Source organism: Colwellia sp. MB3u-45, from assembly GCF_014077005.1.
GTDB lineage: Bacteria > Pseudomonadota > Gammaproteobacteria > Enterobacterales > Alteromonadaceae > Cognaticolwellia.
In genome coordinates this window covers 145399-157437 of sequence record NZ_JACGVC010000044.1, presented here as the reverse complement: position 1 = coordinate 157437, position 12039 = coordinate 145399, and the positions used below count along the sequence as shown (strand labels likewise).

Genomic DNA, 12039 nt, shown 5'->3' with positions numbered 1-12039 from the left:
CCCACCAGCAATAGCTATATCAAAGGCACTAAATACAGTCGTTTAATATAAAAGAAGGTTTACTGCCTGCACTAGCCGGCTTAACATAATAAACCATACAAGGGTCCGTTATGCTCGTGGGCGACGTAACGTCACTGCGATAGATAGCGATAACATCTCCCAATTCATCATAGTTGAAATCGGCGACATCAAGACTAAGCAATCGTTGCCAGTCGACTTTATTGGCTAACGGATAACCAAAAGTAATAGCTAGCTCACCACCCTCTTCGATATTAACCGCCCCAGTACCAAGCTTTTGATTACCTTTAACTAACGACTTACTATAGACCTTAGCCGCAGCACCCTGCATTGTCGCCTTAACACCTTGTAATGTTGCCGTTTGCGCATCCGCGTTTAAATTAATAAATTTAGGCGCGGCGGTGGCGGCCAAAATGCCAAGAATAACAATGACGACAACCAACTCGATTAAGGTAAAGCCTTTGGAATTCATATTAACTACCTTTACTACTTTAATTAAATAAATCAAGCTGTTATTAGCTGACAGTACTAACACCATTAAAGCTTTAGCGATAAATAGTTGGCTATTAATCAGCTTAATCTAATTAGTGTTTGAAATAAATAACCATATTTATTTCAAACCACGCTGAAAGTTAACATTAATTAGCGTACTTGCCTTTAATATTCCAAGCCTTTTCATTAAATTCAGGTAAAAAAAAGGAGAGCTTAGCTCTCCTTTTAACAAATCTATGAGTTTAACATGCTGTAAGAGCAGTCGCCGTTAATACTGGTGGCGTTTCCGAATCTACCGCGTTTGTATAAGTTAATTGGCAAGTTGCATCAGCTGTTGCGCCAGAATGAGTAATGACCGTAGGAGATGCATCAGTAAACAAAATATCAGAAGCATCTTCAAGCTCTATAAGGTCTTCAATTCCTAAGCCTAATGTGTTTGTCGAACCATTGCCTAGAGCTTTAGCCACAGGATAACCATGCTCTAATGCGTAAAATTTGCTACCAATTTCAATCACACCGTCGTTGCCCGTTTGACCAGCAACCAAAGCTTTAGCGTGAGCTAAATTTACCGCACTGTAGATACTGCCTTGCACACCTTTCATGACAGATAATCGCGCATCACCGGTTAAATCGATAAACTTAGGCGCAGCTGTTGCCGCTAAAATACCTAAAATAACAATAACGACCACTAATTCAATTAGGGTAAAACCTTTTTGCTTGCTAAAACTATTATTTGTTAACTGCTTCATAACATAAACCTTTATTGTTGATAAATAATTGTAATTAATTATTTAGTGTTAATTAATTACCATTAATTAATTATTGTTGATATAAACAACCACCGAACTATCAGCTGGTTGGTAAGTAAAACTGTTGCCCGTACTGGTTAAAGCACCGGGATCAGTGAAGTCATTGTTGCCATCTTTATTTAAGGTTTCTTTCAAATAAAAATGGCATAAGGTTGTTGCTCCCGAACCCGACTTATCAGCTAGGTAATCTAGGGTGTTGTCACTGTTTAATGTGGCAATGGTGTCAGTTAAACGCGGTGGCTGTTGAAAAATACTTTGCCATATATCCACGCAGTTTGCCTTGGTAAAGTTACCGTCTAATGCTGCGCCATTATTTTGACCCGCAACTGAAGACACCACATAACCAGGACGAATATCATCTGTTTCTGTAGTCAATATTAAATCTGTGCCGTCATAATCCACCATATTTTGGCTGGTGGCATCTTTTGGACGACCTTCAGCCTCCCATTGAGCACGCACCAATGAAACAGCGGTGGCGAAACCGCCGGCCATGCCTTCAATATTGGCTTGCTTAGCTTGATCAGTTAAGTCGAGGAACTTAGGAATTGCGGTAACCGCCAAAAAGCCTAAGATCACCACCACAATAACTAGTTCTATAAGGGTAAAACCTGACTGCTTATTCATAACCACCTCTTGACGTTTTCTCAATCATAAATAATATTGACTTGATTATCTTAACGATTGTAATGTTATTTTAACAACTAGCGCTAATGCCATTTTGACAACTAACTTTACTGCCATTCTTTGTTGCCATTTTAACAACTAAATGTCAACAATGTAACTTACTTATTCACATTACGTGTTAAATGCTTATTAAATGCTTACTAAAGGCTACAAAACCTGCTACTTAACAGGTAATACATTGCATTTAATATGCCAACTTAATATGTTAATTTAATTTCACTCACTTTGCCGTTATGGCGCTGATAAGTGAAATACTCACCACTGGGTAGACTATATTGGCAATATGGCAGCACTTGCTTTTGCTGCTCAACCAAAACAGCACTAATAGGATCTTTCATATACAACAAAGGTGCTTCCATCACATAGTGCCAAATTATTTGACACAACAAAGCTTGATCATGGGTATCGACCCAACCCCATTTATTCACTGGCACTTGCATCAAAAGACCGCCATCAGGTTGAATTTGGTTACTGGCAAGGCGAACAAAACGCGGTTTTAAATCCATAAACCATTGACCACGAATACCATTGACTCGCGCGGCGAAAACTTGCGCTATTGATGAAAATCCGGCTTGGCTTATTTGCCCTTGCTGTTTAAAAAAGTAAAAAATAAAACTCGCCATTAATGACCCGACGAGCACCACCACCACTAAAATTTCGGTTAATGACTTTTCACTTTTATTAGCCACTTGTAATGATGTCATGATCTTTGCCTCCTAATAACAAATAAACTTACTTGCCTTGAAAGGCTGACATCATATTCCACATTGGGCTAAATATACCTAAGGCTAATACTAACACCATGGCGGCAACTATGGCGATGAGAATAGGTTCAATACGTGCGGTTAAGGTACTTAGCTCGTAATCTACCTCGCGCTCGTAGTAATCACCCACTTCAGCTAATAACTCATCAACTCGGCCTGTTTCCTCACCAACGGCAATCATTTGCAGTACCAACGGGGTAAATAAGCCACTGGTTGCCGATGAACGTAACAAACTTTCGCCACTTTCAATACTGCTGCGCATCGCCAAAATCTTATCGCGCATATAAGTATTGTCAACTGCGTCAGCCACTAAGGTTAAGCCGGTGGTCATGGGTACACCCGCACGCAATATAATAGAAAAACTGTGGGCAAAGCGTGACAAAATTGAGCGTTCAATAACGCTGCCAACAATCGGCAATTTTAATTTGCGTTTATCCCAGACATACATGCCATCTGGTGTGGCTAAATAACGTTTCAGTGAAAAAATGCCGACAATACTGGCTATTAGCATATGTGGCCAATAATTGAGAAAAAAGCTTGAGCTACCAATGAGCATTTTTGTTGCCCAAGGTAAATCAGCGCCTAGTTTGGCGAACATATTGGCAAACGTGGGGATAACGAAAATATTTAAAATAACTAACGCAGCCACTAAGGCAATTAACACAAAGCTGGGATAACGTAAGGCGGTTTTAATACGTTTTCGGGTTTCTTGCTCGCGCTCAAAATAGCCGGCAAGCTTTAAAAAGGCTTCGTCGAGATTACCGGTATTTTCGCCCACATGGATTAATGAGACAAATAAAGGATTAAATATTTTTGGGTGTTTGTGCAAGCTAGTCGACAGGGGAAAGCCGCCTTCTAATTGTGCTGAAATATCAAGTAACGCTGACTTTAATTTTACTGAGGTACTCGATTCAGCCATCCCTTTAATGGCTCTTAAAATAGGCACACCTGATCTGACCAAGGCATACATTTGTCGACAAAAAACAATCACGTCATCAAGGGTAACTTGATTAAGCCCTAATAAATCCTCGATATCAATATCTTTACTAGCAACGGCTGTATTAGCTTGTTTTGCCGTTTCTATTGATATGGGAATAATACGTTTGCGAGACAATTGCTCTGCCGCCAGAGCAGAGTTTGCTGCTTCAATAACCCCTTTGACTTGGCTACCGTTAGCATCTCGGCCAATATAATTAAATGCGGGCATAATATTATGACTTATCCTGTGACATCAACGGTTTCTACTAAACGCAGTACTTCTTCAACACTGGTGACACCCAGTTTAGCGTAGTCGAATGCAGCTAATGCTAAAGGCCTAAACCCTGGATGTTGTTTAGCGGCTTGGGTGAAAGCTTCGGTGTCATCACGCTTTAAAGCCGCCATCATGGGTTCATTCATTTCTAATAACTCAAAAACACCAATACGGCCTTTATATCCTGTGTATTGACAAGTTTGACAACCTCGACCATGACTAAATTTAAGGGCATTAATATCATCGTCAACCAGATGAGACAGCCACATAATTTCTTGTTGTTCGGGTTGATAAGCTTGACGGCAACTTTCACACACTTTACGTACTAAGCGCTGAGCGATAATGGCGCGCAGCGAACTGCCGACTAAAAATCCTGCCGCACCCATATCTAAAAGACGTAAAGCACTGGTGATGGCATCATTGGTATGTAGTGTTGATAACACTAAGTGACCTGTTAATGCGCCTCGTAAACCAATTTCTACCGTTTCTTGATCGCGCATCTCACCCACCATTAGAATGTCAGGATCTTGTCGTAAGGCGGTACGTAATACACTGGAAAAGGTCAGGTTAATTTTACTGTTAATTTGTACCTGATTAACCCGCGGTAAGCGATATTCTACCGGGTCTTCTGCTGTGATAATTTTTTTACTGGCTTTATTAAGTTCACTTAATGCCGCATACAAGGTGGTGGTTTTACCACTACCGGTTGGGCCAGTAACTAGCACCATGCCGTGTGGTCGTGAAATTTGATGACGAATACGTTTAACAAAGTCTTCTGGCATACCGGTTTCATCAAGCGACAGTAAACCCGCTGACTGATCAAGTAAACGCATAACAACAGACTCACCATATTGCACTGGCATGGTAGACATACGCACATCGATATTATGGCCATTAATTTTTAAATTAAAACGACCATCTTGAGGTAAACGCTTTTCTGAGATGTCTAAGCCGGCCATGAGTTTTAAGCGTAAAACCATCGCAGAGGCAATTTTATTTTCTTTTAAGATATTTTCTTGCAGCACGCCATCAATACGCTGGCGAATACGCAGAGCGTTTTCATCTGGTTCAATATGAATATCAGAGGCGCGCATTTGCACCGCATCTTCAAACACTGACTGCAATAACTTGCCAACGGTTGCATCACCGCCTTCTTCGAGGAAATTGTTTGACATATCAAAGTTACTACTTTGATCATATTCTTCCTCTAATTGACTCGCGAACGACTCTATGTCTGCGGTGCGTCGATACAAGCCGTCAAAGGCATTGAAGAGTTGTGACTCCATCACCACCGCAAGTTTTAAACGCTTTGGTGCTAACATTTGCTCTAGTTGGTCAAGGGCACTTAAATCAGCCGGATCGCTCATGCCAATTAGCACAGAGTCACCTTGGTCTTCAATTATAATGGCGCGTAGACGCCGTGCGTGCACCTCAGGTAACAATATGGCCACTTCAGCTGGAATTCTACGTTGGCTTATATCTAAAAAAGGCACATCGAGTTGTTGGGCAAAAAACTCGAGTAGTTGTCGTTCGTTAATATGGCCTAGCTCAATTAAAGCACCACCGAGCTTTCGGCCACTGGTTTTTTGGCTGCTTAACGCCTCCATCAGTTGCTCATTACTGATGATGTTTTCGTAAACAAGTAAATCGCCCAAACGCATTTTTAATTTAGGTGCTGCCATATTATTCTCCTAACTCTATCAGGCGTTCTCGAGCAAATTTCATCGCACTGCTAGATAAATTATTGCGTGCTATTGCTTGCTTATAAGCGTCTCTTGCGGGCACAAAATTGCCCATACTATCCAATGAAACTGCAACGCCTAACCACCATCGACCTACATCAGGCTCTAGTGTTATTAATTTTCGGTAAGCGGCAATAGCACTGTTATGCTCATTCAGTTCTGCCGAAGTGTTAGCTATTAGTGTTTGTATCTCGGCACTATTACTAGCTTTTATTGGCCGTAATATATTGTATGCTTCCCGTGCCTGACCTTGTTCGTAGTAAATGCGAGCACTCATTAAACGCATTTCTTGTGCTTGTGGTGCTAGTGCAATACCTTGCGACAACAGGTTGATCGCATCTCGATAAGACTTTTTGCCGTACCATAAGGCCGCTAACTGTTTACGTGCGGTTTCATGCTCAGGCATAACGAGCAGCACTTCTTCAAATAACGCTTCAGCTTTAGCCAGATTATTGCGTTCCATGGCTTGCTCAGCTTCAGAAATTTTATTAGCTGCCAAGGCTTGTGGTGATAATTGTGTGCGAGAAATAGTTAAACTTGACTTAGCTTGCAGCGTTGCATTAACCGGTTCAGGTTCAATACTATTATCGGCGGTTTGAAGCGGCGAGGGCTTTACAGGCACGATATTTTTTTCTGTCATTTTCGTGGCTATGCTGATGGCTTTATTTTCAACTTTTTGCTGGAGATTACTCGCCAAGGCACGGTTATCTTTAGGGCTTGGGCTGGGCAATTTTGATGCAACCATAGCCGTTGGCGCTTTTGCTTCTGCTAGCTGTGTAGCCGATATTTTATGCTTTTTGGTTGCGGCTAAATTTTGTTCTGTCGCCAGCCTCATGGTTTCTTGCTGTACTTGCATTCTTAATTGCTGGTTTTCACTGTAAAGTTGCCAGCCAAATATGCCCGCCACATTCAACATAATAATCGCAGTAACTATGACGAGAATCAGCTTACTATTTGAGTTTTTTGTTGGCCCAGAAACAGCTAGATTAGCCGCACTTTGCTGCTCGTTTTGACGCTTATCTAAATCTTTTAACATTTGGTTAATGACACTCATAACAAGGTCCCCAAAATATCCCACGAAAAGTATAAGCCAGCCAAAACGGTCACAATTAATAAGCTAATGAGATAATATTTTCCTGGTGTCTTGTCTTGCATACCTTCAGTATCTTCTATCGCTCGGCTTAAATGTTTATTGGTGAGTTGATAACGACCTTCGCCATAAGCAAGCATCAGCATTTTATGGCAAATAATGTTAACCAGCCTTGGAATACCACCACTGACCTTAGCCACTTTTTTTGCCAAAGCCCGATTAAATAAAGGGGCGCCGTTATGGCCCGCCACTTGTAATCGATGTTGAATATAATGTTCGACCTCAAATGTATTCAGCGGGCGCAATTGATAAGAAAATGTAATACGTTGTTTTAATTGCCGAAAGGCCTTTTCAGCCAACCTTTCATCTAACTCTGGCTGAGCAAATAAAACCACTTGTAATAATTTGCGGGTTTCGGTTTCAATATTGGTAAATAAGCGCAATGCCTCAAGACTCTCACCTGGTAGCGCTTGCGCTTCATCGAGAATCAGTACCACTGAATTACCTTGACTGTTTAGCTCTAATAGTCGTTGCTGAATACGTTGAGTTAACAGCTGCACCGACATACTTTGTGCCTGTTGAATACCTAACTCAACCGCTACCGCACGGCGTAACTCATCAGGCTCTAAATAGGGATTGGGAATATAAGCAGTAACAAAATTATCTGGTATTTCATTTAACAATTTGCGGCATATTAAGGTTTTACCTGTACCCACTTCACCAACTACTTTAATAAAACCTTCACCGGTTTTTAGCGCGGTAAACAGCACAGCTAGTGCCTCGTTGTGAGATTCCAAGCCTAAATAAAAATTAGTGTTTGGGGTCAGGGTAAAGGGTAATTCCCTTAAACCAAAATGATTAAAATACATAGGGTTATAACTTAATTGCTAGCTGCGTCTGCATCTTCAGGGAACCACTGTTTTAATAAAGCTCGTGCATCTTGTAATTGATTCTTCCAAGTGTCTTGGCCAATAACAATCGGTTTAAGTAAAATAACCAACTCTTTCTTTTGCACCGATTCACTTTTGCTCTTAAATAATGCGCCGACAATGGGAATATCACCAAAGAAAGGTGTTTTAGACTCCAAGTCAACTTTACGGGTTTCAATCAGACCACCAATGACAACAATTTCACCTGATTTAGCGCGAATAATGGTATCGGATTCACGCACACTGCTTTGTGCCAAAGGCAAGATAATATCTTGATCACTTAAACGGATAGTTTTTGTTTGCTCATCCGTGATGGTGACCGATGGATGAACATGAAGAATAACTTCACCATCAGCATCAATTTGCGGCGTTACATCAAGAGCAATACCTGAAAAGAAAGGCGTTAAATCAATTTCAGGTGTCGTTGTGGTTGAAGTACCTGTGGTGGTGGTGCTGGAAACATCAGTAACAAAATACTCGTCTTCACCGACTTTGATGATAGCTTTTTGATTGTTAGTGGCGGTAATTCTCGGACTAGAAAGGACCTGCACATTACCTTGTGTTGATAATAATTCAATCACGCCACTAAAGTCTTTATTGAGGAAGCTTAAGTTTGTTACGCCACCAATGGCCGAAGCAATAGCATTATTTGCAATATTGCCTGTTGTTGAAAAATTAATGTTAGTGCTTTCAATATGCCCTAGCACTTGATCCCACTTTACGCCTTGTTGATAATCGTCATTTAAGGTAACTTCCATTATTTTCGCTTCAATAATTACCTGACGGCGTAAATGCTCTTCGGTACTTTCAATAAAGCGTTTAACTGCGGTTATCTCAGCAGGCATGGCTTTAATGGTAATCAGGCCGGCTTGGGGAGATACAATCACAGAGCGACCATCTTCACTGCCAACCAACGCGCTTAATGTTACTTGTAATTCAGACCAAAAATCAGATTCATTTTCAGTATAAATATTTACACCACTACTCGTACTACCGCTTTGATTACTGCTATTACTACCGTTATTGCCACCGCTGTTGCCGCTATTACCATTATTACTACTGCCCCCACTTGAATTACCACTACTGGAATCATTACCAGAAACGCCACCCGAGTTGACGCTAGTACTAGAGATACCGCTGCGTTTAACATACAAGTAGTCTAATGGAATAGTTTCAGTGCGAATACCTGCCGGATACACTTGAATAACGCGGCCTTCACGGCGAATATCATAGCCATAGAGTGACTCAATTACGTCAAGAGTTTCATCTAAGGTAACATTTTTTAAATTTAGGGTGATGGTGCCAGTAACGTCAGGATGAACCGCAATACTGTAAGGTGAATCATCAACAATAGCGGCTAAAAACTGCTCAGCGGCAACGCCACTGGCGGCAATTTCTAGACGTTTTTCTGCTAATAAGCCATGACGGGCTTGTTGAATTTCTTTTTGCATAAGCTCTTGACGAACAGAGTTGGGTAAAGCTTGCAGGGGTTTAGGCGCTGCCGGCTGATTGGCTTGAGCAATCGCTTTGTCTAATGCTTGTGTTACATCAGTTGGCGGTTTGGGCGCTGACTGACAACCCACCAATACCAGTATTGCTGAACAACATAACAATTTCATTGGCTGCTTTTTATTTTTATATGCTTTTTTCATTGTGAGTTCGCTATAACACTGGAAAATATTGATAATTCCATTCTACCTTGTGGTGAATCTAATACCACCCCATTGGCATTGATTGCAATCAATGCAAAGCCTTTATATTTATCACCAACATTAAGTACTTGACCGTTAATAATCGCTTTTTTGTTGTTGTTACTTTTGATAACTGACTGCAAAACTAACCTTGTGCTCTTTTCACTACTATTCGTTGATACTGAGGCTACTGCACCAAAAGGCTTAGTGGGATCAACCTGTTGACTATTTGCGTATTGAGGCAAAAATAGCAGTAATGCAACGAGTATAATTTTATACACCAATAAACTCCTGTGCTGTACTTAAGCTATAAATTTCAATTTCTAGCTCACTTACTGGATACTCTTTTAGTTGATAGTCAAATTCTTGCCAAAAAAATGTCCAAGATAAACTCTCTAATTGGGTTAAATAATCTTTTAACTGAAAATATTGCCCTTGCAGCTTAATGTTAATGCCATGACGATATAACTGCAATTGCTGGGTCTGTGCCTTGATGTCACCGACGGTCGCGGTTGCTATTTTATCAGTTGAAGAGTTAGTTTTGCTTTGTGTTACCGCACTGGCAGGAAGCACTTTAAATGAAAGTAATTTCACGCCTTTTTGTAACTTTAATAGTTTGATCAAGGCATAACGCATTTGAATAGGATCAATTAAATCAGAGGTTAACGCGAGCAAGCCCTCGTCAATACCACCAAGTTTAGCTTGATATTGTACTAACTGTTTTCGCAAAGCAACATTAGGGTCTTCACTTAATGCTTGCTCTAATACTTGGATCGAATCCTGATTGTTTTTATTGCTTTGCTCAGTTTGTACAACTTGTTTATTAAGCTGCTCAACACGCTGAATTGGTGCCTCCAAAAACAAACTATACAAGATGAAAATTATTGCCACTAAACCGCTAGCAATAATTAAATATTGCTCACGTGGTGTGGTATTGCTGAATTTCTCACTGTAAGCTAACCACTGTGCCATTGTGCTACTCTCCTTCACTTTGTGCAGAGCTAACCACAAACTCAGTTAATTTTTGTTCATTTTCCGTTAAAGAAAAATTAATAAATCGCTGACCTGACAGAAAAGTTGATGATTCAAAGCCAGACAACCAATTAGGTACGGCGTCAGGGGTACGTGCAAGGCCTGAAAACGTCATATTACCATGACCAATATTAACTTTTTGTAAGCTAATATCATTATCGTGCAACGCTGCTAGTTCTTCCATCGCCTTAGAGAAACCGGCACTATAGGTTTTTGTTGGATCGGTTAATTGTTGGTGTAAATGCTGTTTATTTGCAATGACTAGCTTAATGGTATTGAGTTGCGCGAGTAACTCAGTGTCTTGACGATTATTGCTAATGGCCGATTTTAAATTTTTTAACTGTAATTTTTGCTGACTATTGACAGATTTTGCTGTTGCAAATTCTGTAGTTAAGTGACCCACTTGCAGTTGAACAATAAAAATCAACCCGAGCATAACAACTAGAGTCGTTCCCCATAGTGCCACAACACGGTTCAGTGTCCATAACGCTTTCACTGTTTGCAGTTCAGCCTGCAATAAGTTTATTGAATGTTTAGCCATCTTGATTTGGCTCCATAAAATTTAACTGTGTTGCGCCGATAGCGACGGCGCTGCCTCGAAGGCTCTCTAATGTCTCTGGCATAGCAAACAATTTAACCTCTACATTGGTGTTTTCCGCCAACTTACGGGCTAAAAATGCTTCTTGTTCCAAAGGTAGCAAAATTTCAATAGTTTTGATGGGCGCTTGTTTTAATTGGCGCTCAAAATAATCAGTAGAACGCTGAATCTCTAAACTCAGAGAGTCGATAATACCCATAGTTAATTCATCTTCACTTTTATTAGCAATGTGTGCAAAACCACGCAAGCGTCGACTGAAAAATAGTTGGCCGTTTTTAACAATTAAAAGGTTTATTTCTTCATTAGGCTGCTGGCAAACAAACAATACGGCATCTTGTTGCATCGGCAGTAAGCTTGCAAAGGCAAACTCTTCAGTGGTTATGCTATTTATGTTGAGTTGTGCATCGTTGAATATGGAGACTAGCTCCATCAGATCATTTTTAGCGACGCAAACCACATTAATTTTTTCATGTCCCCCGGCCAACGTTGGGCCATCGAAGTAATCCAACATCATATTTTCAGGTGCTATGCTAACCAAGTCTTTTATTTGCCATTTCAAAGCAGCCTTTATTTCGGCCGCTGGCACATTAGGCTTATCTACTTGTACAATTTGCGAATGAGCGTGTGCCAACACTAAGTGACATTGTCCTGACAAGGGTTCAACACTTACCAAAGCCTTTAGTGCTTTTGCAATTGCATCGCCTTTATTTTCAAAAACTTTACCTTTACTTTCATCAGTCTTTCTAACGAAATAACTAATCGATTGCTGTCGCAAAGCTACACCAATCAAGTCAGTGGATTTTACTTTTGAGAAAGCATTTTTTATACGTGTAATAATTGACATTAAGCGATATTATTATTTTGTTTAGCTTTGATCATAAAACTATTATCGCTGATTCTATTCTCGGTGCAAGTGTTTTCATTGTTTCATGCCTTAA

Annotated in this window: 13 protein-coding genes; all 13 read right to left on the bottom strand. The window is 40.4% G+C overall.

Annotated features, from left to right (window positions below):
• Window positions 1-28 precede the first annotated feature (28 nt).
• Complete coding sequence (locus H4J41_RS06015) at window positions 29-490, bottom strand: type II secretion system protein (RefSeq protein ID WP_182136642.1); 462 nt, start codon at window positions 488-490, stop codon at window positions 29-31.
• Between the two features lie 262 nt (window positions 491-752).
• Window positions 753-1259 carry a prepilin-type N-terminal cleavage/methylation domain-containing protein gene (locus H4J41_RS17730; protein ID WP_182136643.1) on the bottom strand — a complete coding sequence of 169 codons (507 nt, stop codon included), beginning with the start codon at window positions 1257-1259 and terminating at the stop codon, window positions 753-755.
• 66 nt (window positions 1260-1325) lie between these two features.
• Window positions 1326-1943, bottom strand: coding sequence for a prepilin-type N-terminal cleavage/methylation domain-containing protein (locus tag H4J41_RS17725; protein ID WP_182136644.1), 618 nt, complete (start codon window positions 1941-1943; stop codon window positions 1326-1328).
• A 257-nt stretch (window positions 1944-2200) separates the two neighbouring features.
• Window positions 2201-2707: a hypothetical protein gene (locus tag H4J41_RS06000; RefSeq protein WP_182136645.1), complete on the bottom strand. Its 507-nt coding sequence runs from the start codon at window positions 2705-2707 to the stop codon at window positions 2201-2203.
• Between the two features lie 28 nt (window positions 2708-2735).
• Window positions 2736-3974 carry a type II secretion system F family protein gene (locus tag H4J41_RS05995; RefSeq protein ID WP_182136646.1) on the bottom strand — a complete coding sequence of 413 codons (1239 nt, stop codon included), beginning with the start codon at window positions 3972-3974 and terminating at the stop codon, window positions 2736-2738.
• An 11-nt stretch (window positions 3975-3985) separates the two neighbouring features.
• Window positions 3986-5701, bottom strand: coding sequence for a GspE/PulE family protein (locus H4J41_RS05990; RefSeq protein ID WP_182136647.1), 1716 nt, complete (start codon window positions 5699-5701; stop codon window positions 3986-3988).
• Between the two features lies 1 nt (window position 5702).
• Window positions 5703-6815 carry a lipopolysaccharide assembly protein LapB gene (locus H4J41_RS05985; RefSeq protein ID WP_182136648.1) on the bottom strand — a complete coding sequence of 371 codons (1113 nt, stop codon included), beginning with the start codon at window positions 6813-6815 and terminating at the stop codon, window positions 5703-5705.
• Entirely contained in the window at window positions 6812-7720 is a 909-nt protein-coding gene (locus H4J41_RS05980) for an ExeA family protein (RefSeq protein WP_182136649.1), read from the bottom strand. The genes H4J41_RS05985 and H4J41_RS05980 overlap by 4 nt, the downstream gene beginning before the upstream one ends.
• Window positions 7721-7731: 11 nt before the next feature.
• The gene (mshL, locus tag H4J41_RS05975) at window positions 7732-9432 is read right to left on the bottom strand and encodes a pilus (MSHA type) biogenesis protein MshL (protein ID WP_259364540.1); all 1701 of its coding nucleotides are present in this window, start codon (window positions 9430-9432) and stop codon (window positions 7732-7734) included.
• Entirely contained in the window at window positions 9429-9752 is a 324-nt protein-coding gene (locus tag H4J41_RS05970; protein ID WP_182136650.1) for a hypothetical protein, read from the bottom strand. Before H4J41_RS05970 ends, mshL begins: the two co-directional genes overlap by 4 nt.
• Window positions 9745-10443 carry a type II secretion system protein GspM gene (locus H4J41_RS05965; RefSeq protein ID WP_182136651.1) on the bottom strand — a complete coding sequence of 233 codons (699 nt, stop codon included), beginning with the start codon at window positions 10441-10443 and terminating at the stop codon, window positions 9745-9747. The genes H4J41_RS05970 and H4J41_RS05965 overlap by 8 nt, the downstream gene beginning before the upstream one ends.
• Before the next feature lie 4 nt (window positions 10444-10447).
• Window positions 10448-11044: a PilN domain-containing protein gene (locus tag H4J41_RS05960; protein WP_182136652.1), complete on the bottom strand. Its 597-nt coding sequence runs from the start codon at window positions 11042-11044 to the stop codon at window positions 10448-10450.
• Window positions 11037-11945, bottom strand: a complete 909-nt coding sequence (locus H4J41_RS05955; RefSeq protein ID WP_182136653.1) for an MSHA biogenesis protein MshI — start codon at window positions 11943-11945, stop codon at window positions 11037-11039. Before H4J41_RS05955 ends, H4J41_RS05960 begins: the two co-directional genes overlap by 8 nt.
• Between the last annotated feature and the right edge of the window lie 94 nt (window positions 11946-12039).

Coding starts and splice junctions, on each gene's coding strand:
- H4J41_RS06015 (WP_182136642.1), bottom strand. CDS start 490: ATGAATTCCAAAGGCTTTACCTTAATCGAGTTGGTTGTCGTCATTGTT.
- H4J41_RS17730 (WP_182136643.1), bottom strand. CDS start 1,259: ATGAAGCAGTTAACAAATAATAGTTTTAGCAAGCAAAAAGGTTTTACC.
- H4J41_RS17725 (WP_182136644.1), bottom strand. CDS start 1,943: ATGAATAAGCAGTCAGGTTTTACCCTTATAGAACTAGTTATTGTGGTG.
- H4J41_RS06000 (WP_182136645.1), bottom strand. CDS start 2,707: ATGACATCATTACAAGTGGCTAATAAAAGTGAAAAGTCATTAACCGAA.
- H4J41_RS05995 (WP_182136646.1), bottom strand. CDS start 3,974: ATGCCCGCATTTAATTATATTGGCCGAGATGCTAACGGTAGCCAAGTC.
- H4J41_RS05990 (WP_182136647.1), bottom strand. CDS start 5,701: ATGGCAGCACCTAAATTAAAAATGCGTTTGGGCGATTTACTTGTTTAC.
- H4J41_RS05985 (WP_182136648.1), bottom strand. CDS start 6,815: ATGAGTGTCATTAACCAAATGTTAAAAGATTTAGATAAGCGTCAAAAC.
- H4J41_RS05980 (WP_182136649.1), bottom strand. CDS start 7,720: ATGTATTTTAATCATTTTGGTTTAAGGGAATTACCCTTTACCCTGACC.
- mshL (WP_259364540.1), bottom strand. CDS start 9,432: ATGAAAAAAGCATATAAAAATAAAAAGCAGCCAATGAAATTGTTATGT.
- H4J41_RS05965 (WP_182136651.1), bottom strand. CDS start 10,443: ATGGCACAGTGGTTAGCTTACAGTGAGAAATTCAGCAATACCACACCA.
- H4J41_RS05960 (WP_182136652.1), bottom strand. CDS start 11,044: ATGGCTAAACATTCAATAAACTTATTGCAGGCTGAACTGCAAACAGTG.
- H4J41_RS05955 (WP_182136653.1), bottom strand. CDS start 11,945: ATGTCAATTATTACACGTATAAAAAATGCTTTCTCAAAAGTAAAATCC.